The following is a 26,234-nucleotide window of genomic DNA, read 5'->3' as shown; positions in this document are numbered from 1 at the left end:
ATGGCACAGGCTCCTCTTCTCCAACTGACGGATATCTCGCTGACTTTCGGCGGGGAACCTGTCTTTGATGATCTGTCGTTGATCGTGCATCCCGGCGACCGGGTGGCACTGGTCGGACGCAACGGGTCCGGAAAATCGACACTGATGAAAGTCATGGCCGGACTGGTCGAACCGGACCGGGGAAATCGCGTCGTCACGCCGGGTATCAGCGTGGGCTACATGGAGCAAGAGCCTGAAATGAAAGGCTTTTCCACGCTTGGGGATTATGCCGCCAGCGCATTGGACGCGGGCGAGATGTACCGGGTGGAGCGCGCCGGCGAAGGTCTGAAATTCGATCCTGACCGACCGGTCGCAACCGCCTCTGGCGGGGAACGGCGGCGCGCGGCGCTGGCCAAGCTGATGGCGGAAGCGCCCGATCTGATGCTGCTGGATGAGCCCACCAACCATCTGGATATCGAGGCGATTTCCTGGCTTGAAGCAGAGCTGAAACAGACCCGCGCCGGTTATATTCTGATAAGTCATGACCGCGCATTTCTACGTGAACTTTCGCGTGCAACCCTATGGATTGACAGGGGAATGACCCGACGTCAGGAAAAAGGATTCGATGCGTTCGAAGCCTGGCGCGACAAGATGTGGGAAGAAGAGGATCAGCAACGCCACAAGCTGAACCGCAAGATCAAATCCGAAGCGCGGTGGGCCGTGGAAGGCATCAGCGCCCGGCGCAAACGCAATCAGGGTCGGGTACGGGCGCTACAGGCGCTGCGCGCGGAACGGGCCAGTCAGATCAAGCGGCAGGGTGCCGCGGCGATGGCGCTGGAATCTGGGCCGAAATCCGGGAAAAAGGTGATCGAGGCGCGCGGGATCGAGAAATCCTATGATGGGCGGGAAATCTTAAGAAAGTTTGACCTCAAGGTGCAGCGCGGCGACCGGGTGGCTTTTGTCGGGCCGAATGGCGTGGGCAAGACCACGCTTCTGAAGCTGCTGCTAAAACAGATAGAACCGGATGCGGGCGAGGTGGTGCATGGCACCAACCTGTTGCCGGCGGTGTTTGATCAGACCCGCGCCCAGCTGGACCCGGAAATGAGCCTTTGGGAAAGCCTGACCGGCGACAAGGAGATGCGGGTGTCGGGCCAGGCGGATCAGGTTTTGGTACGGGGCCAGCCGCGCCATGTGGTGGGCTATCTCAAGGATTTCCTGTTTGATGAACGGCAGGCGCGGGCGGCGGTTAAGTCCTTGTCAGGCGGGGAAAAAGCCCGGTTGCTGTTGGCCAAGCTGATGGCGCGGGAAAGCAATCTGCTGGTGCTGGATGAACCGACGAACGATCTGGATATCGAAACACTGGACCTGTTACAGGAATTGCTGGACGATTATGACGGCACGGTGATGCTGGTCAGTCACGACAGAGATTTCCTTGACCGTGTTGCCACGACGACCATCGCATTTGAGGGTGATGGGCGCACAACGGTCTATGCGGGCGGGTGGAGCGATTACCAGGCGCAGAAAGGCAGCGATGCGCTTGGAAACCTCAAAAATAATGCTGAAAAAACAAAGCGAAATGACAAGAAGTTAACGCAAGTTAAAGCCGCGCAAAAGGGGTTATCCTTTACCGAAAAGCACCGGTTGGAGGAATTGCCGGGGTTGATGGAACGCTGGCAGGCAGAGATTGGAAAGCTGGAAGGTTTGTTGGCGGATCCCGAGCTTTTCACCCGTGAACCGGTCAAGTTCAAGAAGGCGTCAGAGGCGCTGGCGGAGCGTCAGGAAAAGCTTTTGAGCGCCGAGGAAGAGTGGCTGATGCTGGCCGAAAAAGCCGAGCAATCGGGTTGAAAACCGCTGAAAAACCGATGTCGGTATAACGTCGGTATTTTGTCGGTATTACGTCGGTGGACTGTCGGTAAGATCACTGCATCCGCAATGCGCCGTCCAGGCGGATCACCTCGCCGTTCAGGTAATCACATTCGACGATAAAGCGTGCCAATGCACCAAATTCCGCCGGATCGCCCAGCCGTTTTGGGAAGGTCACGTCCTGCGCCAATGCCTCGGTCACCTCGGCGGGCAGACCCTGCAGCATCGGTGTCAGGAAGGTGCCCGGCGCGATGGCCATGACGCGGATGCCTTCGCGGGACAGATCACGCGCCATTGGCAGGCTGAGACCGACGATGCCGCCCTTGGAGGCCGCATAGGCGGTCTGGCCCTTCTGGCCGTCAAAGGCGGCGATGGAGGCAGTGTTTATGATCACGCCGCGGGTGCCATCGGGCAGGGGATCGTTTTGGGCGATCTCGGCTGCGGCAAGGCGGGCTACGTTGAAGCTGCCCACCAGATTTATGTCGATGGTGCGCTGAAACGCCGCCAGATCATGCGGGCCGTCCTTGCCCAGCGTCTTCGCCCCGGTGGCGATGCCAGCGCAGTTCACGGCGGCAGTGATGCGACCCATCGCAGCTTTGGCGGCGGCAATCGCGGCGCTGACCGAGCTTTCCGAGGTGACATCGGTTTCGGCAAAGGTCGCCCCGATTTCGGTGGCGATGGCCTGGCCTCGGTCGGTATCGCGGTCCAGCAGCGTGACCTGCGCACCCATGTCGCGGAAATGGCGGGCCGTTGCCTCGCCCAGGCCCGAGGCGCCCCCGGTGATGATCGCGGCTGTGTCGGTGATGCGCATGGCTCTGCCCTTTGTCAGTAAATGAACAAGTGTTCAGATAAACCAAAGCGAGGTGTCTGTCAAAGGGGGCGACGCAGGCGTTTGGGAGTGAGGCCAAGGGCGATGACGGTGATCAGGATGCGCACGATGTGATGCAGGGTGACGAATGCCGGATTGGCCTGAAGGCTGAGTGCGACCAGGGCCATTTCGGTGACGCCGCCGGGGGCAAAGCTGATCAGCATGACGTCAAAGCCTTCGTCCGCCTGCGGGGCGAGCAGAACGGCGAAGAGGGCGGCGACGATCAGCATGCCACCGACCGAAACCAGCGACAGGCCAAGCCCGCGCAGGATCAGCGCCCGGCTGAGGCCGGTAAAACGCATGCCCAAAGCAGTGCCGATGATGATCTGCGCGTCATTTACCAGCCATTGCGGGATATCAAGCGGCCAGAGCCCGGTGAGCGACAGCGCCGCTGCCACCGCCATCGGCCCGGTCAATTGCCCGGCAGGCAGGCACAGGACTTTGCCCGCGACGATCCCGATGGCGCTGGCAAGGATGATTACAGGCAGCACCTCTAGCGGGACCGAGGGGCGGGCCAGCGTCATGCCGCCCGCGCTGCCCACGGGCGCCCCTAGCCAGAGTGACAGGCCGATGGGCAGGACGGTGACCACCACGATGACGCGCAGGAATTGTTGCAGGATCAAGCGGGGCATGTCGGCGCCCGCAGCCTCGCCCATTGCCAGCGATTCATAAAGCCCGCCCGGCGTGCTGGAATAAAAGGCAGTGGGGCGGTCATAGCCGCCAAGCTTGCGGAATATCAGGTAATTATAGGCTAATGCTAGCCCGACAAAGGCCACCAGCGCCAATAGGCTGGCCACCAGGCGACCGGCATCGGCAAAAAGTTCAGGCCGGACCTGCGCGCCGATCATCAGGCCAATCACGGCGATAAAGATCATGCGCAGCCAGTTGGGGAAAGTGTACCCGGTTGGCAGTTGCGCGGGCAAGGCAGTCGCGATCAGCGCGGTGACGCTGAGCGGCCCCAGCAGGTAGGGCAGTGGCAACCCGATCCATTCTGCCGCAATCCCGGCAAGGGCCGAGATGCTGATCAGGATAATCGTGGTGGCGGTCTGGCGCATGGCCCTCTTGAACCAGTGTGCCGATGCGCCTGCAAGCCTAATCGCCGGGGCAGGGCTGCCCGGCAACGCCCCAGGCCAGCACGTCGTTCACATGGTCGCGCAGCGTGAAAGGAGCGGGCTGTCGTTTGCCGCCGGGGTTGAACCCCCAGGCGACAAAGGCGTCATGTTTCAGATGGTCGGCCAGTTCGACAAAGCTGCGCCCGCCGTTGCGGTCCGGATCGCGCAACTGATTGCAGACCTCTTTGGTGCTTTTGCCGAACCATTCGAATTCAACCGGGGCAAGCTGCCAGAATCCGTCGATATGCGGCGGCGCATGGGGCGTGTCATTGGGCTGTGTGCTGCTGACATGGCAGGCCGCACAAGGCAGGGTTTCGGCACCGATGCGGCTGTCGCCGGCGGTGATGTTCATGCCGTGCGGACGCGGCGCACCAAGGCTGGGACCGGACCAGACTGGGATGTTATCAGGCCCGACATGGCAATTGGCGCAGCGTGGGTGCGCGGTGACCTGGTAGATGCGGTCCCATGCTTCAAGCCCTTCACTGTCCTGCGCGGCGGCGCTGAGCGGGAAGAGCAGAAGGATGGCGAGGGGGAGGTATTTCATGGCGCGCCCTTAGACAAAGCGGATATGTTTGTTGAACGGCATCTCGCGAATACGCTGCCCGGTGGCGGCAAAGATCGCATTGGCCAGGGCTGGGGCGGCCGGGGGGACACCCGGTTCACCGATGCCGCGAATGCGATCGCCGTTTTCCAGACCCCGGACGGTTACTTCGGGACATTGATAGAGGCGCATCGCCTCGTATTGATGATAGTTCGTCTGCTGCGCTGCGCTGTCGGCATAGGTGATTTCGCAATTGATGGCGTGGCCCATTCCAAAGATGACACCGCCCGAGACCTGCGCCTCGAAATTCACCGGGTCGATGATACGGCCCACATCGGCGGCGGCAAAGACCTTATCGAGGCGGATGCCCTGTGCCGAGTTCGTCACCTCAACCACCACCGCACAAGGTACGCCGAAGGACAGGCAGAAACCCACGCCGCGGCCACGGGTTTCACCCATGTCGCTGCCCCAATCCGACATCTCGCCCACGGCCTCAAGCACCTTGCGCGAGGGGGCGTGATTGCACAGGCGAATACGCTCGGCCAGCGGGTCGGCCCCGGCGGCATGGATCAGCTCATCCAGCGCACAATCGTGGAAGAAGCCGTTGGTGGAAGCCCCGACGGAGCGCCAGGAACTGATCGGTGCAAGGTCGGGGGCGCGATAACCAGTGACGCGGTAATTCGGGATGTCGAAGGGCTGGTCCCAGGCACCGGCGACGATCTGCGTGTCCGGCCCGGCAGCGGGAAAGCCCTGGCGGCCCATCTGTGACGCGATGATCGAGGGCATGGCGATGCCCAGATCGCAGGTTTCGACATTGCCGCTCGTCACGCTGCCCGCCATCCGCGCCATGGCGATCTGGCGGGTGAAATCCTGGGCGAAATCCTCTTCCCTGCTATAGGTCAGTTTGACCGGGGTACCTTTCATGCTCATCGCCAGCTCGACCGCGTGGCGCACGACCTGATCTTCCAGGCGATGCCCGAAACTGCCGCCGATCATCTGGACGTGAACATGGATGTTGTCAGTGTCGATCCCGGTCAGGGCCGAGATGTTCGACTGGATGAAGCGCGGGATCTGGGTGCCGGTCCAGATGTCGATGCGGGTGTCGGTGACCAGCGCGGTGGCGTTGATCGGCTCCAGCGGGGCATGGGCCAGGTAGGGCGCGCGGTATTCGGCGGTGATGGGGCGTTCGGCGACGGCTGCATCGCCATCGTCGCGGTACTGGCTGTCGATCTGTTCTTTGGTGAAACTGTCGCTGAGGGCCTGCCAATGCGCGTCCATTCCGGCCGGGTAGGGGGCAGGGCCCCATTCCACGGTGATCGCCTGCGCCGCCTGCATCGCGCGCCAGGTGTTGTCGGCGATGACACCGAGGCCGCCGGTGATGGGCAGGATTGACCGTACCCCGCGCATGGTTTCCGCCTGAGTAGCGTCATGGCTGATTACCACCCCACGTCGCGGGTTCAGCCGGACCGCTGCATGCAGAAGGTCGGGCAGTTGCACATCAATGCCATACTCCTGCGCCCCGGTGGATTTTGCCACCATATCAAGGCGCTGCATGGGCTTGCCCAGATAGCGCCATTCCGACGGATCACGCAGTGCCGGCGCATCTGCCGGCTCGATCCCCGCAGCGGTGGCAGCCAAGCTGGTATAACTGAGCGTAGTTCCATCCGGCAGGACCACATGGGCGTCTTTGGTGGTCAGTTGCGCCGTGTCCAGCCCGGTTTTCCGGGCCGCTGCGGCCTTGAGCGTTTCGCGGGCGACGGCCCCGGCATGGCGCAGCTTGTCATAGCCATCGGGCACAGTGGTCGATCCGCCGGTGATCTGGATGCCCAGAAACTTGACCGGCGCGTCGGCGACACGGCGGGCCAAGTCCGCCAAGTAGTTCGTATTGGTCGACCGGATCGGCAGCAGGTCGCTGGCCAGCGCGGTGTTGTAATAGACCGGCGCGGGCAGGCCGGGGTCGACGGTCACCTGATCCAGACGCACATCCAGTTCTTCGGCGATCAGCGCGGCCTGAACGGAATAGGCCCCCTGGCCCTTGTCGGCGCGCGGGGCGATCAGGGTGATCCCGTCCGGCGTGATCAGAACATAGGGCGTGATCGCAGCCTCACCGGCCACAAGCTGTTCCGGCAGCGGGTTTTTATGCGGTCGTCTGTACATCACCGCACCAAACGCCACACCGCCCAGAAGGGCAGCCGATCCGATCAGGAAACTGCGACGTGCGATGGTGCGGATGCGTCCCATGCTTCAGGCCTCGTTCAAACGCGCGGCGGCGGATTTCACAGCGGCGCGGATGCGGGGATAGGTGCCGCAACGGCAAAGATTGGCACTGAGCGCCTGATCAATCTCGGCATCGGTGGGGGTGGCGTTCACCTCCAGAAAGGCGGCGGCGGTCATGATCTGCCCGGATTGGCAATATCCGCATTGTGCGACCTGATGGTCGATCCAGGCGGCCTGAACCGCATGCAGCGCGTCGGGCGTGCCCAGCGCCTCAATCGTCGTGACCTCACCGTCCAGATCGCCGACCGGCAGTTGGCAGGACCGCACCGGCTGACCGTCCACATGCACGGTACAGGCACCGCATTGGGCAATGCCACAGCCGTATTTCGGCCCGGTGATCCCCAGTTCATCCCGCAGCACCCATAAAAGCGGCATCTCGGGTTCGACATCGACGTCGTGACGCGTTCCATTCACCGTCAGTTTCATGGGCAAACCTGTCTTCGGGATATTGTTGAAATGTATCGCGCACAAAGCGCGCGTCCAGTGCGACGTCGCGTCGACCAATGGGTTTATGTGAGGGGTGGAGCGGGTAGCGGGAATCGAACCCGCAATAACAGCTTGGGAAGCTGCTGTGATACCTTTTCACCATACCCGCGCTCAGCGCATTGGAGATAGGATGTTGGCCCAGCAGGGTCAAGGTGGGAAAGGGTTATCGACCGGCGGATCGATGCCGCAAGGAAAGTGCCCTGACAACATTGCTGTCAGGGCATTCGTTTCGATGCGCATATCACGTGAGTGGTTATTGCATCATCGCGCCGACATGATCGGTGGTGAAAAGGTAGTCTTCAGCCCCCGAATGGCAGGCGATACAGCCCTTGTCGGCCCCTTTGGCGACCTTTCCGGCCAGACGCATGCCCTTGGGATTCTTGTCGAGCGATCCGTCGGGCAGGAACTTGACCCAGAACCAGTCCTGGTTGTCGGCATCAAAGCCCTTTTCGCGCCGGAACATGACCGTGACCGCACCCAGATGTTTGCCCGGATCGGCCAGCACCTCATCCGTACCGATGCCTTCGGGACCGTAGTTGCGCTTGACGATCAGATCACCGGTATGGCCGTCGATCGTGGCCGAGCTGTAGAATGTCTCGAGCATCATACCATGCGGGGCCACGCCCTCATACGGAAAGCTGCGCAGCATACCGTCCCCCGCCAGGTTGGCCGCTTCCATCGCGGACCAGATTTTGGCCGCATAGTCTGCGTCGGCATCGGTGCCGAATGGCGCGTCCTGAGCCAGCGCAGATGTGGCACCAAGTATCAGTGCCGATATCCCGGCAATCAATTGCTTTTTCATAGCCTCACCCTCTCCCTTTTGGTTATGATTTCCATAGCCTAATGCGAAAACCGGTCGCCTAGGATCACTTTGCAATCACCTGTTTGTGTAACTTTCGGACTGGAATGGGATTTGACCGACACCCGGGTCATGCCCGATCCTTGGGGTATCCATCGGAGAAAAGTCATGAAGAAATCAGGGATCGGCCTGAGTTTTGTCATCGCCATGCTGTCAGTTGGCGCCGCGGCGCAGGATGCGGAAAATGGTGAGAAGATTTTCAAGAAATGCGCCGCCTGTCATCAGGTGGGCGAGGGGGCCCGGAACCGGGTTGGCCCGGCGCTGACCGGGGTGGTTGGCCGGGCCGCTGGCAGTGTTGATGGCTATAAATTCAGCAAGAGCATGACGGTGGCAGGCGCAGCCGGTCTGGTGTGGGACACGGAAAACCTTTCAGATTACCTGTCCGACCCGACCAGGTTTTTGCGGGCGCAGCTGGACGATCCCGGGGCCAAAGCCAGGATGACGTTCCGACTGAAGAAAAAAGAGGATCGGCAAGATGTCATCGCCTATCTGGCAAGTTTCAGCGAAGGCGCGGCGCAGGGGGCGCAATCGGCACTGCCAGATCAGGGCCCGGTGGAGACCGCCGCCAACGCCGTCTGCGTGCGCAACCTCAATAGTCACGAACACCTCTTTGCCGTCGACGCGCCGGGCGCGGATCGGCGGATAGAGATGCTGAAGCCGGGTGAGGTGCTCTGCACCAGCGTGGCGGAAACGGTCAGGACCGGCACGGTCACGGTTTTTGAACATGCTGACGCGTTTGAGGGATGTTCGCGTCTGGTGCCGGTTGGCCGCACCGAGGACATGCTGAAATATGTCGATTTCGACCGCTGCTTCTGGAGCTCCAATACCTAGTCTTCGATACGCACCAGGTGCCAGCGCACCGCGTCGTTCTTGACCGCGTCCAGATCATGCACCCGGGGCGACAGGCCGACCAGTTGGGTGATGTGATAGGGGATCAGCGTGCCCGAATTTTCAAAGAGGTATTCCTGGGCACCCTGATACAGGGCACGGCGCTTGTAGAAATCGAGTTCCTGGCTGGCGATATCCAGCATGGCGTCAAAGGTCGGATCCTTGAAATAGCTCTCATTCCATTTCGCGGTCGAACGGAAGATCTCGTTCAGGGCCTGGTCGGCGGGGCGCTCTCCCCAGGCGGTGCCGACCGCATCCTTCTGCATCCAGACCTGTGACCAGTAGCCGTCATTGGCCACTTTGACGATCTTGACCCGAATGCCAGCGGGTGCCAGCTGTTCCTGCAGTGCGACGGCCATCGACGGCCAGGACGGCTCAAGCGTGGCGATATTGACCTCGATCTCCAGACCGTCCGGATATCCGGCCTCGGCCAGCAATGCGCGGGCCTTTTCGATATCCTGCGGGCAGTCCAGATCGGCGCGATACTGATCGTTTGGCCCCACAGGCGTGTCACAGCTGACGATCCCATTGCCGCCAACGGCCAGTTTCAGCAGGTCGGCCCGGTCCACCGCCAGCCGGATGGCGCGGCGTACGCGCACATCGTCATAGGGGGCCACGTCTGTGCGAAACACCATGCCGATCCAGTTGCCGGTGGGAATGTCCTGCACGTTGTAATCACCGGAATTCTGCAAGACGCGGCGCAGCGATGGATCAATCCCACGCTCCATGTCCAGCTGTCCACTCAGGAAAGCGGTCAGCCGCGCCTGCGCATCGGGAATGCCGATCACTTCGATCATGTCCAGCTTGGGCGGGCCTTCCCAGTAATCGGTATTGGCGGTCAGATAGGTGATCCCGTCGGCATCGAATTTCTGGACCTTGAAGGGCCCGGTGCCGATCCCGGTCTGTCCGATCGTGTCTCCCGACCCTTCGGGGATGATCCGCAGGCGCGCGTCCATCAATTGCAGGGGCAGGTCGGCATAGCCATGTTTCAGTGTCAGGCGGACGGTCATCGGGTCCAGTGCCTCGACGCCTTTGATCATGCTGATGACCGAGCGTACGGGGCTGTCCATTTCGGGGTCGAGAATACGGTCGAACGTATAGACGACATCGTCTGCATCAAACGCGCTGCCATCGTGAAACCGCACGTCCTGGCGCAGCTTGAAGGTCCAGTACATCGCGTCGTCCGTGACCGACCATTCGGTTGCAAGATCGGGCTGCGGCTTGCCGTCAAGACCCGGGCGCACAAGCCTGTTCATGATCTTTTCGGTGATCTGAAGCACGCGCCCTTTCGAGATTGGATCAAGGCTGGACAGGCTGCCGAACCCAAGCGTGTGCGCATGCCGGAACGTGCCCGATGGTTCGGCCGTGGCCATGTTCATGCTCAACAACAAAGACACCACGACAGAAAGCACAGCGCGCATATAAACTCTCCGATACCTGCGAATTCCCCAAGGAAACCCACGCGCCATTAGTCGCGCAGAATTGCGGACAAAGCAATGAAACCATCGGAGATGTGAAGAGAGAGGATTTTGGATCCGGCGGAAGGTGCCGGCGATAGCGTTAACGTCATTCTACCCTATAGAAATTCATTAAGAAAATCGCTGATCCGCTTCTCAAGTATCCCCTTGGGTATCCCAATATGCCCCAAAAGCGGCGTTCAGGCCAACCTTCCCGGGCGCTTGCAGTGGTCGACGGGGAAACCCAACCATAGAGAACTTGGCGAAGGCGATAGAGTTGTTCCCAAGATACGACTTGGTATGACAAGTGCACTGACTGTCCAGTCGGCCCGGTCAATTCACAACATCTATCGCGTTCTTTGCTTCGCCTAAAGGTGTTGGTCAACTCGCGATGGATGGCTTGCGAGAACGCGAGAACAGGCTCGCAATTTTAGACATTCCCGACCGTATCCATCTGGCCATGCATTCGGCTCTCATGTCGCGCGCTCGTGCGATGATTTGGTCAACTTCGGCTTGCGTGGGGTAAGTAGATTTACGCTCGATACTCATTGTTTGGTTCCTTCACTCGGTTTGGCTCCCTTCCTCCACGCGCTCTTAAGTGCGCATCCTCGAAGAAATTACAAACCATAGCCGTTATGCGTAGAGCGCGTGGCTTTGCCAAAACGATGATCTTCCTCATTTTCGGGGTGGGATTGAAATATCTTGAGCGGTAGGCGAGCGCCCAGCCTTGAGACAGGTCGTCATGGATTGCCGTCGCAACGCCGGTTCAAAGCGCGTTGAAATACCCGTTGGTCCCATATCATGAGCAACGTTCGTAGCGCTCAAACCCGACGCTTTTGTAAATGAAGCTACGACTATAGTGGGAAAGAGATCTGGCTTTGTGTCTCTAGACAAACTTGCCTGTGTTGGAGATGACGCTGGACAGATTCATTAGCAAAGCCACTATTCCATGTATCCCGCAAAGTAGCTCTTGGGAATACAAGAAAGACTTATTCTTAAGTCTTTCAAAAGGATAGCTCGAAGAAATTGGCTCCGGCGGTAGGGATCGAACCTACGACCAATTGATTAACAGTCAAATATTGGGGCTAATCATAGGTTTTCATATCTGAATAAAAACTGTACAAGAACAATAGGTAAGGCGATTTATGTGAACATAGGTGACCATAGAAAACCGCCCTTATGCACGAGAAAAAAGAGACTAAAAAGAGACTAAGATGAAAACGAGGCTCACTGATCTCGCTATAAAGAAGCTTGCGTTGCCGCCACAAGGGCAAGTGACACACTGGGATCAAACCACGCCCGGATTCGGCATCAGGTGCTCAACCAAGAGCAAGTCATATGTTGTGATGTACGGTGACAAGCGGCAACTAAAGACATTGGGGCGGTATCCGCACCTTGCACTTTCAGACGCCCGAAAGCAGGCAAAGTTGTTTCAGGCAACGCACGTCCAACCGCATAGGCAGCCAATCGAATATGACTACGAAACCGTGGTTGTGGAGTATCTAAAAGACTGCCACCAACGTCTGCGAGGCAGCACCCTTAAGGGGTACGAACTTTATCTTGGCCACATCAACTTTGAAGGTCCAATTTCAAAGGTAACTCAAGGCGATGTCCTCAAGGCAATTGAGAAGTACACGAGTAGCCCGTCCAGCCAGAATTATGCATTCACCACCTTCAAAGTCTTTTTCAACTGGGCGGTACGAAGGCAATATCTCGCTGCCAATCCGCTCAATGCCCTAAAACGGCCCAACAAATCCGCAGTCCGAAATCGCTTTCTTTCAGATGAAGAGTTGCTGGTTTTGTTGACCTACACGCTGAATAACCGTGACCGGTTTAATAACGTCGTCAGCCTGCTGGCTCTGACCGGACAACGAAAGGGTGAAATTTCTGGACTGCAATGGCAGGAGATCAATGATGATCAGTTGGTCCTTTCCGCAGAGCGAACCAAAAACAAGCGTGAACATACTGTACCGTTAGGTCAGCAAGCACTTGATTTATTACATAGCATTGCCGGGGGGAGCTGTTTCGTTTTTGGAACTGTCGACGATGATACTCCATTCAATGGCTGGTCGCGTGCACAACGTCGGATCATTAAACAGACTGGTCTTAACCACTTTACCTTGCACGATCTCAGGCGGACCTTTTCCACCATTCATGCGAAGCTTGGCACGCCGATCCATGTCACTGAGAAGCTGCTCAACCATGTCAGCGGTACGATTAGTGGGGTAGCTGCGGTGTATAACCGCCATTCATACATGGAAGAAATGCGGGCGGCGATGGACGCCTATGATGAATATCTCGCCAAACTGCTATCTGATTGCTAGGCTGCAAGCTCCTCGGGGAATTTGTCGAAACCCGAGCATTGCGATGCTCTTCTATCTAGGAGAGATCGTGATGAGGATACTTTCAAAACGCCAGGTCAAGGAGCTGGTCTTGTACTCACCGCAACACATCGCCCGTCTGGAGAAGGCAGGCCTATTCCCCCAGCGGGTACAGCTAGGCCCGAACCGGGTCGGGTGGGTGGAAAGTGAGCTGCTAGAGTGGCTCGAAAAACGCCTGGCGGAACGCAAAGTGCCAAACTGACACTCCCCTAAAGGGAGCTGGGTGACCGGGGTTGCAAACTCGGTCACCCGTTACTTCAGCCGAAGATGAGGAAACTTGCCCTGCCAAACTTGAAAATTTCTAATTCTAAAGCCGATGGGAGCATCATTTGAAATTCTGTGCGATGAAGCGACTAGTTGTTTTGATGATGTCATCCGCTTTTATTGCGTTCAATGCATCTTGTTCTTTGGCGAATGATGTTGAGAATACCGTTCCGGTTTTGATTGATCCTCAATCTGGTTGTGAAGCTGCTATCGAAGTTGTCGGGCTCCAAAATGTAGCCGGTAATTTTTTAGCGGTACGGAATGGTCCGGGCACTGACTTTTCGAATGTCGGAAAGCTGCAAAATGGAGATTTCCTTTGGTATTGCTCGGACAATGGTGATTGGCTCGGCGTTGTTGTGGAAAACGAGAGTGGTACCTGTGAGATTCCATCTGAAGGAGAATATGATGGAACTTGTTTGTCGGGGTGGGTTTCTAGAAATTATACGAAATTGATTGCTGGCTGATAACATTGCATGGCATGTCTAAGACATTAGCCGCGTGTTTAATAACGTTTCAGAGTTGAGTTTTCGTGTTGGACTGACACGCCACTTCAAATGAGGGGAACATGACATTCAATCAGGTGCTTTATGATGTAACCGTCGGCGAATGGGATTGGTTTGGTAGTGATGAAGGCAAATCAGATCACTACATCGACCCTGATGGAAACACCACATTAGAGAAAAAGAGCGGTGGGTCGACCAATCCACGCAAGGAGACAGTAAAACCCTATTCCCAACGAATTGGGGACTACTGGCTGTCAATTCCTTCAAAAGACTACAACAAATTGGTCAAGGGATTTGCGAAAGATAAGGGCAAGTTGGATGGAACCGTAAATTTGGCGTGGTCCGCTGCATTCATCTCATACTGTATGCAGACCGCAGGAGCTGGAACCTCTTTCCCTTACTCTTCTGGGCACTACAAATGGATGAATAAAGCCATTCGAAACCGCCAAAAGGGCCACGCAAAGGCTGCACTCGTTGGGTATCGCCCGACGGAAATACCTCTTGCGGTTGGTGATTTGCTAGGTAAGCCTCGAGGTGATGGTGTTACTTATGAAAATGCTCCCAGTACTGGATGGTATACATCTCATTCAGACATTGTCGTAGAAATCGACACTGCCGCGAAACAAGCATTCATCATTGGCGGAAATGTTGGTCAAACCGTGAGCCGAATTTCAGTCGATATCACAGACGACGGTCGTCTAGCGTCGACCGGTAGTTGGATGGTACATATACAAAACAACATAACCTTTCCTATAGTTAGCGAAGTGCAACTTACCGAAAATGCAAAGGTCGGTTAACTTTGACATTACGTCTCCTTGGGAAAGACCGGGACAGTTCCATCGACACGTTGTGGCTCTGCATCGTAGAACAGCGTGAGGTGGTCAACTTCTTGAGGTGCGGCGGCAACAAATTCAGGCCAACTCTGAATTAATTTTAAACGCTTTGGTTTGTCATACAAATCAGGATGTTCAAATGCCAACTTGATTACAGCCATCTCGTCAGTGCTGTTCCCCACGAGATTTATAGCCCTTTTGACCAGTTTTTTAACACCGCTCGACCCCCGAGAATTTGTCATTCGGACAAGTCCGGCTAGACTAGTGCCATTGTTCCAACCATATTCCTCCATTAGCTTCAATGGCGTCTTCGTATAGCCTGCAAGCCAGGTGTCCACGCAAATTTTTATCACGTTTGGGTGCCGAGCAATTGCGAACCACCCAGAGAGTAGCCAATCCAAATTTTTATGGTGTGGTGTCTTGCCTCGAACTGGCGGAACGACTTCTAGCAGCCAGTCTGGATTAGTCATGGCCATGGAAGTAGTTTTTCCCCAGGCAAATTCAGCCAGAATTGGCTGTTGGTCGCAGATCGAACTCAGAAGTTCGGGTGCAGTTTTTGCCCACCAATGGGCAATTCCTATTGAATAGGTGTCAAGACTAATCCAGGAGTCAGGTCCACGAGAAAAATTTGAGCCATCCCAACCTGAGACTAGGCGGCAAAGCCCAGCTTCAAAGCTCTTGGTGCCGGTGATCGCTTCCCATTGAAGGTCTTGTTTTCGGTACAAATAAGGCAGGTGGTCATAACCCCATTTCTGGGTTGAATGCGGTATTGGGTGAAGAGCTTCAAGTTTCCCGTCCGTCATAACTTACTCCGAATAAAACGATGTGTAACCGACGGACACTCTAACACTGGTTCACAGTTTAGCTAAATCTGGTTGGGTCCCGTTCGTTTAGGATTGTGGCTCCCGCTTTAAGGACTTGGGCGGTCGAGGTTGCAAACTCGGCCACCCTATCTACACCACAACTGTTTTTTCAGAGCATCACCATCAGCTTCAAAGCTAAGTGTGAACCCCTGAAATTCTGAAGAATAGTTGATGAGAACATATTGTGAACATTCCTTGGATAAGTTAAACCTGTTGCCTAGAACACCTCAACCTGTTGTATTGAGAAAAAGGCATCGCAAAAGATGCGGGAGGCGGCGAGCATGGGCAGTAGAACGGCAATAGACTTATTTTGTGGAGCGGGTGGCCTGTCAGAAGGATTTCGACAGGCTGGGTTTCACGTGCTGGCGGGACAGGATATCGACGCAACCTTTGGTCGCACATTTGAGCAAACTCATGCAGGTGCAAGTTTTGTGCACGGTCCTATCCAAGACGTATCTGCGACTGATTTGCTGGCGGCGGCTGGCGTAAAGAAGGGGGAGGTTGACGTTCTTGTCGGCGGACCACCCTGCCAAGGGTACTCAGTATATAACCATCAACGGGGTATCGACGATCCACGAGCAGGGCTCTTCAAAGAATATCTTCGACTGGTTGCAGATATAAAGCCGCGTTGGCTGGTCATGGAGAACGTCTCTGGTATCACCTCAATAGCCGGAGGCGGTATTGTTCGTGAAATCCAGGCCGGTATGCGTAAGTTGGGATACCGGGTCGACATGAAGTTGCTGAAGGCTGAGGAATATGGCGTTCCTCAAGAACGCCGCCGTATGTTCTTCATTGCAACCTGCGAAGACGAATGCCCAATCTTATTTCCAACCGCTACACACGGCCCTGAGCTGGAACCGTTTGTAACGGTGTGGGATGCAATTTCGGACCTACCTTCGTTGCAAAACGGCCAAGATGCGGGATCAACTAAATACCGTCGCACGCCACAGAATTCGTACCAGGCACTCCTAAGAGGTGATCAAAAGCTGACCGAAAACCACAGTGCTCCCCGTCTTTCGAAAGTAAATATGGATCGGATGCAGCACATTCCGCCGGGTGGCTCGTGGCGTGACATACCGTTTGATTTGCTGCCAGCTGGCATGAAAAAGGCCAAACGAAGCGATCACACGAAAAGGTATGGGCGACCCAACAAAACTGACTTGGCCTGCACGGTGCTCACTAAATGTGATGTGCATTGGGGAGCGTACATCCACCCAACCCAAGATCGATCATTTTCCGTTCGAGAGGCCGCTCGACTGCAATCGTTCCCAGACTTTTTCACCTTCGCAGGAAGTCGAACTGAGCAATACGTACAGGTTGGCAATGCTGTGCCACCGCTGTTGGGTCGTGCTGTCGCAGAATCGGTGCTGGAAGCTGACGAAATGAGGCACAGCGTTTCGCTTAGCAGCGGCAATACTGGAAAACTGTATGCCGTTTGATCCAACTGACGCCATCGCTGAGGTTCAAGGGCAGCGGGCGTCTCAAGCGGTTGATCCCACCACGTCCGATTTTTTATGCCCATACATCAAAAAACGATGTCCAAAACGTTCCACTAATCTTGGTGAAGAACCCTATCCCGTTTGTTCCTTATGGAAGAATAGCAAGGTCGAGCGGCAGCCAACGAGCGATCTCATATGTGTCTGCCCCAAACGGTTTTATCAGGTCGATTGGCTGAAGGCGGTCGTTGAGAATTGCTGGCCCTTTTCGCCACCGGTAAATCCGGTTGTCGCCACCGAAGTCAAAATGAAAGGCTTTGGCAACGTCGATTTCGTGATTGCTGATCAAGACGCAGACGGCAGCATCGGCAATTTTTTGTCCGTCGAGTTACAAGCCATAGATATCACCGGTTCCGTGTTTCCGGCATACCAGGCATTGCGGGCTGGTGAGCAGCTTCCTAAAAGGCCGACCTACGGGTTCAACTGGGACAATGTGTACAAACGATATATTACCCAGCTGATCCGAAAAGGCTATTTCCACCACCACTGGGGCACCAAGATTGTCGCAGTCATTCAAGATCAAGTATATCAGTATGTTATTGATAAAGCGGACTTTATGCGATCAGATAATGTCGCCGATAACAACGTGAACATCATCTTCATGACGTATGTGTTTGAAGACGATCCTGAGAAACCAGGGCAATTCCGACCCAAGCTACAGCGGGTGGAAGGCACCAGTCACGCCAGTTTGCAGCAGGCGATCTTATACAAAGAAGCACCATCAAAAGATGCCTTCAAGGGAAAGATAGTCGAGGCTCTAACACGCTAAATGGTTGAGGGCTTGGGCAAAGCTAACGCGGAAGTGATGCTTGAACTGGTACGGTGAAACCGTGGTGTTGAGCCGGAAACGACAGTGTTCCTGATCACCTTATCATCAGGAATGAGCATTGCTTCAAATTGCTGCTGTCGACGTTTGTTTGAAAACACCCATAGCACTATCAAGTTGGACTTGAGGCCATAGTGCCGCTGGTGGAGTTTCTGCTCCAGCACTTCTCGATACTGATGCACCGATCTCTTGAGTGATTTCCTGGCTGCTTTCGATTGCACCGGCTCGGTGCCGCGATCTACCTCCAAGGCAAACGCTCGAAATCCGCTAGGGTACTTGATGGCAAAGAGTTGATCAGGGATCAGTTTGGTGTGTCGGAGTGGTATGCCTAGATCAGCTCCTTTGATTGCTAGAATCCGGGTGGCGGGGATGTAGGTGAGACCAGCCCTGGTGACGGTGATTTCAATCGCACTTGATACCGCTGACACCCAATACCCGTGCCACCAGTGACCGGTAGGGCGGCACTGTCGCTCCAATTCTTGTTCATCTGCGAGTGTATCAAACCCAAGCGGTGTGAGGTCGTAGATATAGGGGTTGAACTCCGCCTTGGCGATCTGACGCTGCTGTGGTGGTAGCCGCAGATAGCCCGCTTCTCTTAGGGCTTGCAGCCGCCTGAGGCTTGTATCGCGGCAGCGGTGGGTATCACGGGTGAGCTCGTATAGAAATTCTGACGATTGTGGTCCATGCCGGTCGATCTGGGCAAACCAGCGTAGTTCTCTGGTGGTGGGTTTAACGTCGGTGCGGCGAAGTGCGGGGGTTGCTAGGGAATGTTTCATCCCACCAATCTGCCAGCCGCTCAGAGCTCTGGGGAAGGTGCGAGTGGATCATCATCGTCTTTTTTTGGCGGGATGATCTCCGGTTTTTCCGGTTCTGGATCACTATGGTTCCCCTTGGGTTCCCATGCTTCTGCATACCGGTCACGACTGTGTTGCCGGATTGCTGCATGCTCTTCTTTTGTGGTGCGGGGCAGCTTTTCCAATTCGAAGAACGGGAAGGCAATCGGCACAGCTTTCTGGGTCAATCCCCGCAGGTAGGTGGCGAATGAACCTTTGGGTTGCTGTTGGATCAGTTCCGGGGTGGCGTGCATCTGGCTCGCCAGTGTCCGGGCATCACGGGCCGAGACACCACCAGCCAGCTTGATCGACGTATTGGCTTCAAAGGCTTCAGACAGGCCGTTGGAAAGCTGCCCCAGATACTGATGGGCCATCACCATCCCCACCCGGTATTTGCGGGCTTGAGACAGGATCACACCAATGTTCTGATCAAAATAATCTTGGGCCTCGTCAATATAGACCATCGCAGGCAAGCGGTCTGATGGGTGCAGGACCGCCCGTTCCTGAGCGGCCTGGGCGATCAAGGCAATGAAGAAGCGTCCAAAGATTTCGGTACCCTGTTCTTTGAGGAGCGACTTGCTGGTGTTGATCAGGATTAGTTTTCCGGCATTCAGCTCCGAGAACATATCAAATGTAGACTGGGGATGCGAAAACATGCGTTCAAACGTCTGATTTTCGAGCACGCCATACAATCGACGCAAGACCTGGGTTTTGGTAGCGGTGAATTCCTTGCTGTTAAACTCAGTGGCAAAAAAGCGGCGGGGGGTGCCTTCGAGCTTGGCAATGTGCTCTTCGTATTTTTCCGTTCCGCCCGGTTCCATCAGGTCACGCAGGGTATGAATGGTGGCGTCGGGGATGTGGAACATCAGCCGGGTGACATACCGGAATACCACCGATTGCTTGGCGGTCATGCCCGAAGAGAGAAGCGATCCCAGTACGAAGTCATAGAGCTCAATGATGGAATTGGTCAGGCGTTCCCGCTCCAGCGGTGCATAACCATCCAACCGTTCTTGGCCGATGGAAAAAAGGTTCAGGGATACCGGATACGCAATGTCTTCGGGGTTGATGAGCACAATGTCTTCGGGGGCAAGCAGCTTGGCTCGCAGAATGGTGTTGATCAAATCGCCCTGACTGTCGATCACCACCACCGACTTGTTGCCGGAAGCCACGTCAGGCAGGTCCTTGGCGATCAAATACTGCAAGGTCTGCGTTTTGCCGTGCCCGCTACCGGCAATGATATGCGTGTGCTCAAAGCGTAGCTCTTCGGGAATAGTAAACGGGGTACGCAGGGAAAACAGATCACGTAGGAGTGTGCCGTCGAGATACGTTTCAATCGCATCATCACCCCGATAATCGCGTGGAAACACTGGGTTAGTACGGTGGGTTTGACGCAGGTTTTGGTCGAGCTGTTCTCGCACACCTTTGAAATGGTTGTATCCGTTATCCTGGAAAAACGGTGTGATGATTTGATCAATCACCGGGCCGGGTGGGGAAAGAAACTGAGATACTGATACCAGCACGTCACCTTGCATTGGCGGCACGGCTTTGGCGATGGGGGCCAAGGCCTCGCCAATCACCGACAACGCCGATTGCAACATCTGAGGATCATTGCGGGCCTGCCCCAGTTTGGCCAGGAGGTCACGATACCGACCCCCTTCAACCGTATTGCAGAGCGTGGGTGGCGGAGGAACGTCAGGATTGAGCCCTTCGGCTTCAAAGAGGGCTCGTCCGACCTCTAGCAGCTGTATTCGCAGTGCGTCAGGTGTCTGGGGTGGCCAGTGGGCAGACAGTGCGTCGTCAATCTCAGCCGGAGACAAATGCACGGTGCCGGAAAGAGCATGTTGATACAGCTGCTCTGTCTCGGCCCGGGCCAGCCGTTCAGCCCGAACCGGGCTATCACGCCACAGACGAAACCCCACGTAGCCAGCAATGCCGATCAGAAACAGTGGGGTGATTATTATGGCACCGATCAATAGGCCAATGACGATGATGGCGGTGCCTACCAGTCCGCTAAAGAGATCACCGAATTCCCGCCCCATCAGAGTTCTACCACAAAGTCATCGCCCAGTTCCGCATTGTCACTGATCCACAGTTTGAGCTGCTCAAGCGTTTCAATCAGCGTATCTTGATATCGTTTGGCTGAAGAGGGATCAGCAGCGAGGAAGTGATCGGTTTGGCCGTTTATGAGGTCGCCAATCAAGAGTTCAAATTTACTGTCCCGGTCGTCAACCTTGGCGGTGGCGGGTCGACGGTCAAGAAGCTTGGTCTTGAGCAAATTACGCTGCCTGAGAATCTGTTTCTCTTCATGAGAAAACAACACGGTGAGTGATACCTGATAATAGGTAGTCTTGAGGATAAACCCACGCCGCACTGTGTCATGTTTGATCGTTATACGCATAATCGGTCCTTAGGGGGTGGGCGGTATAAGGGCACTAGAGGGAGCATCATCTACTGCGATGGAGATTCAGCTGCGAATGCAGATGAAGTCACGCAGAAAAACAAAGCAGTTTGTTCGCATATGTGCTGCTATGTGGTGCAATGGTCCCCACAGTTGACCCCCATACGGGTCGGGGGTCTGTGTGGGGGTGTCATCGCTTATGATTTTTTGACCTTTTCTCCAGCCGATTGTTCTAGCTGGGCCAATGGTACGGCTTCCTGCTGCTCAATCTGAGCGTCAGTACCATTCGTTTCAGGCAGACTTGGAGTGGCATCGCCATTCGTGGATGTATCAAGTGAGGCAGCTGAGCCTGCTTGCGTACCATACGATATAGGCTCGCCAGCAGTTGGCTTGTCGGCTGGCTTCGGTGCGGCAGCATAAGACTGAGCTACGCTATTGCCCTGTGCCAGTTGTTGCTTTGAGATTTCCAACTGCTGACGGGAGACATCAAGTGATTGCTGAGCGTATTCGGCACTATCAACCCCGGCCCGGCCAATCTGCACCATGGCCAGGCCGACTAATCCAAATACCGCAAGACCGAGACCGGGTATGGAAGCCATGAGCACTTGCATGCCGCCTGGGTCACGACCGATACCGCTGATAGCGGCAACACCGCCAAATGCAGCAATGACACCAAGAGCAATCACTCCCCAACTACAAAAGCCCAGGAACCCAAACAGATTCCGGGCAGCATCATATGAACGCATCAAATTTCCTTTCCAAAATTTTTTAAGGAAGCTGCAATCATAGGTAGTTGGGTGTCAACCGGCATTCGGGTGAGTATGATAAAAACCACCCTCTTAGGGCGGACAGATTTGGTTTGCTGGGTTCCTTGTCTGCCTGACCTCAACCCTAAATTGATTTCCTAATTGGAACCTGTTATTGGTTGAGGATTAGTTCAATAATGCTTTAGTCATGATGCTTATCGCAGACAACCTTCAACCCGCCATTGAAACCCGCTTAAAGCGATATCGTGAAGATGTTGTTTTCCATAGCATTATTGGCTTGCTCGCTACGGCTTTGGGAACAGTAATGTTCTTTTATCTTTGGAGTGAATACGGCGAAGACGAAGGTGTTTTTGTCAAGCAATTAGCTGTTACCGCAAGCGGATTGGTCACTTTTGGTGCAGGGGGTTGCTTGTGCTATACGCTCTTGTCCCTTCGTGACAAAATCAGAACTGCCAATGACTGGCTTAATATCTATTCTCAAGCCTTCGGCCCGCCTCCAAGTAGTAATCTGCCGCAAGTCCAGACTAAAACCTTGTCCCTCATTGCTACCGGAGGTTTGCCCAGTGGATAGCGAAAAGCACGAAGGGGCAAGCCATCCTCCCGGAGTGAGGGGAGGTGCCAGAGGAAGAAGCGGATATTCTGGGCAAACCAGTAACTTTTCTCAAGATGATGTCTTCTTGTTGTCTCAATTGGAGGCGGGTGAAGAGAAGTTTCGTCGGAAACGTTTTCTAGGTTATCTTCCCACTATATTGTCGCTAGTTGCCGTAATGGGTATTTTGCCCGCCATTTTAGCTGTTCAACTCGCAACACAAGAAAAGAACAAAGCAGAGAACGAGCGGGTGGAGGCTAATCTGAAACTGGCGTTAATCGAAGAAAATCGACCTATTCATGCTTTGCAATCTCCAAATGTTTCGAGAGAGTTAGAAAGCCTTCGGACAGAAATCAGGGTTTTGACAGCGGTTTCGCAAGGTATAGAAGACGAGTTAAAATCATTCGAACCTAGGATTTTCGCAACCGACGACTTTGATGAAGATCGAATACTCGCTCAACTTTCGCTTCTGACCAGCAGACTTAGCCCCCAACCTGTCCGAATTACTCAAAGAACGGTACATGTTGGTGATTCAAGTAAACCCGCAGCTATTGATGTGCTGGGTCAGAAATCCGAAGATGTCATTGAAATATCTTGCGATTACACTCGTGATATCGGCACGTTTGAGGAGGTTGCGTCCGAGCTCGGACCTGAGGGATACAGCTTAGCGATGTTGGAGCCGATCCTTTCAACACCTGGTGGAAAGTGTGGACATCTCTTTTTTTCCGCTGTGTTTCAACAGGATAGAAGTTTTACACTCGATGAACCAACATTGAGAGATCGCCTTGAGTGATGCACCATGATTAATACTTTGCGGATTGCCTTGAAACCAAATTTGTATTCTTGTTCTGCTTCCCAAATCTCAAGGATGCAGATTTATTGAACAAGTTTGTCTTCCAAACAAAAAAACGCCACGAGCACATGGCTCGAGGCGTTTTCTTATCCCATGGCTCTCGCCAGCTTGAGCGGCGAACCGTTCAATATCGCTTCTGCGAATGCCAAGGCTTCGAATAGAATGGTATTGCGGGGCTCGCTTTCAAAGTATCGCCGCTTTTTCGGCAGCCAACCGATGAGTTCGGGATACCGTCCGGCCAGCTCTTCGGCCTCGGTGTACTTGCATGGATGGTTGCGGGGTCGCTCAACCGACACATCCAGTACATAGTTGTGCGAGGCCAGTTCGACTGCCGCATTGATCAACCGTTTCGTCTTCTTGCCTTTGCGGCAGTGTTCCGTGATTTTCTCGGTTACCACCACGTCCGGCTTGAGATCACTGATCAGTTTTTGCATCCACTCGGCTAGATTGGTGGCAGATTCCACTGCTTTCACTGAGACGTTCCAATCCCGCAACTCGCCCCCGGCCATATAGACATACCCGGCTCGACCTTTGGCGACCGCTATGGCCAAGACCCTAAGTGCTGCCATGGTGCTGTTGGCTATTTGCTAATCGACGTTCTAGCTTCTTCAGCGAGCTGTCACGATTGAACGTTCCGGCGGCGGTTGCTCCCGAGGGCGGCAAATTTGACAGCCTGGTGGTGAGGTGCGACTGGCACTCCACCATGACCACGGCGAAGAAGCTCTCAAACGACCGGCCATAGATCAGTGACAGCGTTACGATCTGGTTGAGAGACGGCTGCACCCGCCCTTTTTCCAGATCAGACACATGGGACTGATGATGATCTAGTAAATGGGCGATATCACCCTGCGTATAGCCCGCCTTGCGGCGGGCGGCCCTCAAATCGAGGGCAAACTCTGTGCTCATACTTTGCTTTGGTTACATCTTCTCCTGATAGAGTATCAGTGTATGGATGTTCGTCTTTTGGCTCTAGCGGTCACCATATCTGATCAGAGGATATGGTGACCCCACGTTGTATGACTGCGTTGCTTCCGTGGTGGCAGGCGGGAGCGAGGGGACCAGAACCCCCAATGGGTTCTGGCAACAAACGCCCGTCTGTCACCAAATGGGCGTCGTTTGATCAAAGTTTGTCTGTCTGCCGACATCCCACGACTGAATGTGGCACAGCACCGAGATAGGGCTGACTAGCCCGAAGCTGCTTCTACTAAGACGTATTTCGGGGGTGATTTCTTTCAGTGACTTGCAATCGAAGATGAAAGCGAGAAAGAGGCTAGGGGGCACGTTATCACTGAGGGTGATAGCAGAAGCGTTAAGACAGCAATTTCTTTCTCAGTCGATTGGGCCAATGTGGGCAGGAAATGCAACAAAAAATACCTTCCCAATTATGTCATGCCTGTGCACCCAGCCAAAACCAAATTCGTCATCGACAGTGTATTGGCGGTTGTCTGAAAATGTATATATCAAATCCTCTCTGACATAAGTCTCCCAATCCTCCGCATCGGCTTCATAATCTCCAACATCCAAAAGCCCAGCACTTTGAAAAACTTGGTAAGATTTGCCAGTTGGCAATTTCTCACGGTATGTTTTTGTGGAAATAGGATGTTCCCGATTAAAGAGGAAGTTGTCGTCGTCATCCCAAACCCCTTCGAACTCAGGATAGCTATTTTTTTCGTCGACTATCTGGCGTTCAACTGGATCGCCATCCAGGAAGAAGAGGCCGTCTCGCAAAGCTAAGTTATTTCGGGGAGTGCCGAAAACCCTACCAATACTTGATCCGTAGTCCGTCCGATAGATTATGAGGTCACCAATATCGAAATCTTCTATCATCGCCAAACGGTCAACAAGAACCAATGAGCCGTATGGAATGGTTGGTTCCATTGCGACATTGCGGACGTGTATATTGGTTACCGGCGTTGGGAAACTGTAACTGAGTTCGTTGAACTTCTTTGCTGCATCAAATCCAAATGCCAATGCTACAATCAATGGCTGAACGATTGCAGAAACCAAAAGGACGAGCAGAAATTGAGGAGCTGATAGGCCACAACTAACCGAAAGAAAATATCCGAGTGCGAAAACGAAATAAATTCCGATAATTACAAGGGAAAACATATAGATATACGTGTACAGGTTGTCAAATCTTTGCGTAAAGAAACCCAGCCCTGTCAACGTTCCAAAATATAGAACAGCAACAAGCACTAGACCCGAAGCATTGAGATAAAGGATGACCCTGAAAACCCGGACAATTCTGACATCAAATCTAAAGGAAAAAGCTATCAAAACGAATGGGATAGCAATGATCAAACACAGCAAAATGAAAATAGTAGAGATTGGTAACGGCAGTATTTCAAACAACAATCTAACTAGGGCGTTTTCGTATTCTGCGGCGTAGTATTCCAAAGGGCTCAAAGGCCAATACGCTTTTAGAATTGCTGTGACGAACACGATAGATAGAGCGAAAAAGGTTACAGGTTCCAGAAACTTTGGATTCTTTACTGCAATTTCTTTCTTAAGTAACAAGCAGGCAATCAGGGTTCGGCAATACTTCATAAAAACTGTAAGAGCTTTACCCAAGTAGCCGGAGGAGTTGTACAAATTTCTGAAGTCGCGAATTACCGAAGGCATTAATTTGTCTCTCAAAAGTTCAACCATAAGCGATTAATACAAAACTGTAAATTTTTTGATCAATTTAAAGCTGTACGGCAGATCTAAGAAAATCGAATAGGAAACCGCCGCTTTCCCAAGCGGCGGTGCTTCAATACTCAGACGCCAACATGATCGTGAGAACCCGGTGGGTGAGGGCTTCATTGGCCGGATTTTCCGAGCCCTGCGTGCAGGTTGGGTCATAGCAGTCGACTTTAAAGAATACTTTGTGTCCGGCAATTTCAACCGCTCCATAGTCATGCTCAGCCCACGGATCGTTGTCCGATGAGAAATCACTGAAGGTGCGAACAGCATCCACCGCAGCCACGACAAATTCACTACCCTCTGCTTGTACACCGCTCGTTACCAGCATCGTGCCATTCCCGAGGCCGCTAGTGCGAAACCGATCATTGAGCTCACGGACTCGCTTGCTCTGGATTGCGTCGGCGGTGTCCCATTCCAGTTTGGTTATTTCCTCGCACTGGTGACAAAACGCATCGTCAAAGACATTTTCCAGTTCCCACAACCCGCTCTCCGGGTTGAAACAAGCCCAGGCGTCTTTCACCACCCGTTCTGATCCACAGCTCCCGCACCGGGGCACGCTGCTTATCGTTTCGGGGATGGTCTGTTTCGTTGTACTCATATTCGATCTCCTTTC

At 54.4% G+C, this 26,234-nt stretch carries 27 protein-coding genes and 1 tRNA gene; 10 read left to right on the top strand and 18 right to left on the bottom strand.

Features of this window, described 5'->3' with window-relative positions; genetic code table 11:
- Positions 1 to 1,824 (top strand): ABC-F family ATP-binding cassette domain-containing protein, encoded by a 1,824-nt coding sequence (locus Q1B27_RS04460; RefSeq protein WP_299844188.1) that lies wholly within the window; start codon positions 1 to 3, stop codon positions 1,822 to 1,824.
- A 73-nt stretch (positions 1,825 to 1,897) separates the two neighbouring features.
- Here Q1B27_RS04460 and Q1B27_RS04455 read toward each other — a convergent pair whose 3' ends face one another.
- The 7 genes from Q1B27_RS04455 to Q1B27_RS04425 form a co-directional block, all read right to left on the bottom strand.
- Positions 1,898 to 2,653, bottom strand: coding sequence for an SDR family NAD(P)-dependent oxidoreductase (locus tag Q1B27_RS04455; RefSeq protein WP_299844186.1), 756 nt, complete (start codon positions 2,651 to 2,653; stop codon positions 1,898 to 1,900).
- Positions 2,654 to 2,712: 59 nt separating this feature from the next.
- Complete coding sequence (locus tag Q1B27_RS04450) at positions 2,713 to 3,765, bottom strand: AbrB family transcriptional regulator (RefSeq protein WP_299844183.1); 1,053 nt, start codon at positions 3,763 to 3,765, stop codon at positions 2,713 to 2,715.
- Between the two features lie 37 nt (positions 3,766 to 3,802).
- Positions 3,803 to 4,366 carry a hypothetical protein gene (locus Q1B27_RS04445; RefSeq protein ID WP_299844180.1) on the bottom strand — a complete coding sequence of 188 codons (564 nt, stop codon included), beginning with the start codon at positions 4,364 to 4,366 and terminating at the stop codon, positions 3,803 to 3,805.
- A 9-nt stretch (positions 4,367 to 4,375) separates the two neighbouring features.
- Positions 4,376 to 6,604, bottom strand: a complete 2,229-nt coding sequence (locus Q1B27_RS04440; RefSeq protein ID WP_299844177.1) for a molybdopterin cofactor-binding domain-containing protein — start codon at positions 6,602 to 6,604, stop codon at positions 4,376 to 4,378.
- 3 nt (positions 6,605 to 6,607) lie between these two features.
- Positions 6,608 to 7,066 (bottom strand): (2Fe-2S)-binding protein, encoded by a 459-nt coding sequence (locus tag Q1B27_RS04435; RefSeq protein ID WP_299844175.1) that lies wholly within the window; start codon positions 7,064 to 7,066, stop codon positions 6,608 to 6,610.
- Positions 7,067 to 7,161: 95 nt separating this feature from the next.
- Positions 7,162 to 7,235, bottom strand: a tRNA-Gly gene (locus tag Q1B27_RS04430).
- Positions 7,236 to 7,379: 144 nt separating this feature from the next.
- Positions 7,380 to 7,928, bottom strand: a complete 549-nt coding sequence (locus Q1B27_RS04425; RefSeq protein WP_299844172.1) for a cytochrome P460 family protein — start codon at positions 7,926 to 7,928, stop codon at positions 7,380 to 7,382.
- A gap of 165 nt (positions 7,929 to 8,093) precedes the next feature.
- Here Q1B27_RS04425 and Q1B27_RS04420 point away from each other — a divergent pair, with 165 nt between their 5' ends.
- Positions 8,094 to 8,816, top strand: a complete 723-nt coding sequence (locus tag Q1B27_RS04420) for a cytochrome c family protein (protein ID WP_299844169.1) — start codon at positions 8,094 to 8,096, stop codon at positions 8,814 to 8,816.
- On the opposite strand, the gene Q1B27_RS04415 is transcribed toward Q1B27_RS04420, so the two are convergent.
- Both Q1B27_RS04415 and Q1B27_RS24500 read right to left on the bottom strand, forming a co-directional pair.
- Positions 8,813 to 10,294 (bottom strand): ABC transporter substrate-binding protein, encoded by a 1,482-nt coding sequence (locus Q1B27_RS04415; protein WP_299844166.1) that lies wholly within the window; start codon positions 10,292 to 10,294, stop codon positions 8,813 to 8,815. The two genes, Q1B27_RS04420 and Q1B27_RS04415, sit on opposite strands and share 4 nt — an antisense overlap.
- A gap of 417 nt (positions 10,295 to 10,711) precedes the next feature.
- Positions 10,712 to 10,879 carry an RSP_7527 family protein gene (locus tag Q1B27_RS24500; RefSeq protein WP_367181327.1) on the bottom strand — a complete coding sequence of 56 codons (168 nt, stop codon included), beginning with the start codon at positions 10,877 to 10,879 and terminating at the stop codon, positions 10,712 to 10,714.
- A 665-nt stretch (positions 10,880 to 11,544) separates the two neighbouring features.
- On the opposite strand from Q1B27_RS24500, the gene Q1B27_RS04410 reads away from it, so the two are divergent.
- From Q1B27_RS04410 to Q1B27_RS04395, 4 genes are all read left to right on the top strand, one after another.
- Complete coding sequence (locus Q1B27_RS04410; protein WP_299844163.1) at positions 11,545 to 12,654, top strand: site-specific integrase; 1,110 nt, start codon at positions 11,545 to 11,547, stop codon at positions 12,652 to 12,654.
- Positions 12,617 to 12,913 (top strand): helix-turn-helix transcriptional regulator, encoded by a 297-nt coding sequence (locus tag Q1B27_RS24495; protein ID WP_367181326.1) that lies wholly within the window; start codon positions 12,617 to 12,619, stop codon positions 12,911 to 12,913. The genes Q1B27_RS04410 and Q1B27_RS24495 overlap by 38 nt, the downstream gene beginning before the upstream one ends.
- Positions 12,914 to 13,040: 127 nt before the next feature.
- Entirely contained in the window at positions 13,041 to 13,439 is a 399-nt protein-coding gene (locus Q1B27_RS04400; protein ID WP_299844157.1) for an SH3 domain-containing protein, read from the top strand.
- A gap of 101 nt (positions 13,440 to 13,540) precedes the next feature.
- Positions 13,541 to 14,275 carry a DUF2272 domain-containing protein gene (locus Q1B27_RS04395; RefSeq protein WP_299844154.1) on the top strand — a complete coding sequence of 245 codons (735 nt, stop codon included), beginning with the start codon at positions 13,541 to 13,543 and terminating at the stop codon, positions 14,273 to 14,275.
- Positions 14,276 to 14,283: 8 nt separating this feature from the next.
- Here the strand turns inward: Q1B27_RS04395 and Q1B27_RS04390 are convergent, their stop codons facing one another.
- On the bottom strand, positions 14,284 to 15,114 hold the full coding sequence (locus Q1B27_RS04390; RefSeq protein ID WP_299844151.1) for a hypothetical protein: 831 nt from the start codon (positions 15,112 to 15,114) through the stop codon (positions 14,284 to 14,286).
- Between the two features lie 341 nt (positions 15,115 to 15,455).
- On the opposite strand from Q1B27_RS04390, the gene Q1B27_RS04385 reads away from it, so the two are divergent.
- On the top strand, positions 15,456 to 16,613 hold the full coding sequence (locus Q1B27_RS04385) for a DNA cytosine methyltransferase (RefSeq protein WP_299844148.1): 1,158 nt from the start codon (positions 15,456 to 15,458) through the stop codon (positions 16,611 to 16,613).
- Positions 16,603 to 17,439: a NotI family restriction endonuclease gene (locus Q1B27_RS04380; protein WP_299844145.1), complete on the top strand. Its 837-nt coding sequence runs from the start codon at positions 16,603 to 16,605 to the stop codon at positions 17,437 to 17,439. Before Q1B27_RS04385 ends, Q1B27_RS04380 begins: the two co-directional genes overlap by 11 nt.
- On the opposite strand, the gene Q1B27_RS04375 is transcribed toward Q1B27_RS04380, so the two are convergent.
- From Q1B27_RS04375 to Q1B27_RS04360, 4 genes are all read right to left on the bottom strand, one after another.
- Entirely contained in the window at positions 17,436 to 18,272 is an 837-nt protein-coding gene (locus Q1B27_RS04375) for a replication-relaxation family protein (RefSeq protein ID WP_299844142.1), read from the bottom strand. The genes Q1B27_RS04380 and Q1B27_RS04375 overlap by 4 nt on opposite strands.
- A 20-nt stretch (positions 18,273 to 18,292) precedes the next feature.
- Positions 18,293 to 20,368: a type IV secretory system conjugative DNA transfer family protein gene (locus Q1B27_RS04370; RefSeq protein WP_299844139.1), complete on the bottom strand. Its 2,076-nt coding sequence runs from the start codon at positions 20,366 to 20,368 to the stop codon at positions 18,293 to 18,295.
- Positions 20,368 to 20,727: a hypothetical protein gene (locus Q1B27_RS04365; protein WP_299844136.1), complete on the bottom strand. Its 360-nt coding sequence runs from the start codon at positions 20,725 to 20,727 to the stop codon at positions 20,368 to 20,370. The genes Q1B27_RS04370 and Q1B27_RS04365 overlap by 1 nt, the downstream gene beginning before the upstream one ends.
- A 197-nt stretch (positions 20,728 to 20,924) precedes the next feature.
- On the bottom strand, positions 20,925 to 21,473 hold the full coding sequence (locus Q1B27_RS04360) for a hypothetical protein (protein WP_299844133.1): 549 nt from the start codon (positions 21,471 to 21,473) through the stop codon (positions 20,925 to 20,927).
- A gap of 208 nt (positions 21,474 to 21,681) precedes the next feature.
- On the opposite strand from Q1B27_RS04360, the gene Q1B27_RS04355 reads away from it, so the two are divergent.
- Together Q1B27_RS04355 and Q1B27_RS04350 are read left to right on the top strand one after the other, a co-directional pair.
- On the top strand, positions 21,682 to 22,065 hold the full coding sequence (locus Q1B27_RS04355) for a hypothetical protein (protein ID WP_299844130.1): 384 nt from the start codon (positions 21,682 to 21,684) through the stop codon (positions 22,063 to 22,065).
- Positions 22,058 to 22,876, top strand: coding sequence for a hypothetical protein (locus Q1B27_RS04350; RefSeq protein ID WP_299844126.1), 819 nt, complete (start codon positions 22,058 to 22,060; stop codon positions 22,874 to 22,876). The genes Q1B27_RS04355 and Q1B27_RS04350 overlap by 8 nt, the downstream gene beginning before the upstream one ends.
- Before the next feature lie 146 nt (positions 22,877 to 23,022).
- On the opposite strand, the gene Q1B27_RS04345 is transcribed toward Q1B27_RS04350, so the two are convergent.
- From Q1B27_RS04345 to Q1B27_RS04330, 4 genes are all read right to left on the bottom strand, one after another.
- On the bottom strand, positions 23,023 to 23,409 hold the full coding sequence (locus tag Q1B27_RS04345) for a hypothetical protein (RefSeq protein WP_299844123.1): 387 nt from the start codon (positions 23,407 to 23,409) through the stop codon (positions 23,023 to 23,025).
- An 82-nt stretch (positions 23,410 to 23,491) separates the two neighbouring features.
- Entirely contained in the window at positions 23,492 to 23,842 is a 351-nt protein-coding gene (locus tag Q1B27_RS04340; protein ID WP_299844120.1) for a helix-turn-helix transcriptional regulator, read from the bottom strand.
- Between the two features lie 423 nt (positions 23,843 to 24,265).
- Positions 24,266 to 25,558: a signal peptidase I gene (lepB, locus tag Q1B27_RS04335; RefSeq protein WP_299844117.1), complete on the bottom strand. Its 1,293-nt coding sequence runs from the start codon at positions 25,556 to 25,558 to the stop codon at positions 24,266 to 24,268.
- A gap of 130 nt (positions 25,559 to 25,688) precedes the next feature.
- Positions 25,689 to 26,219, bottom strand: coding sequence for a DUF3768 domain-containing protein (locus Q1B27_RS04330; protein WP_299844113.1), 531 nt, complete (start codon positions 26,217 to 26,219; stop codon positions 25,689 to 25,691).
- Positions 26,220 to 26,234: the final 15 nt, after the last annotated feature.

It is taken from the genome of uncultured Roseovarius sp. (assembly GCF_947489715.1).
Classification (GTDB): Bacteria; Pseudomonadota; Alphaproteobacteria; order Rhodobacterales; family Rhodobacteraceae; genus Roseovarius.
The sequence above is the reverse complement of the archived record's forward strand: the minus strand, read 5'-3'. Positions and strand labels throughout refer to the sequence as shown.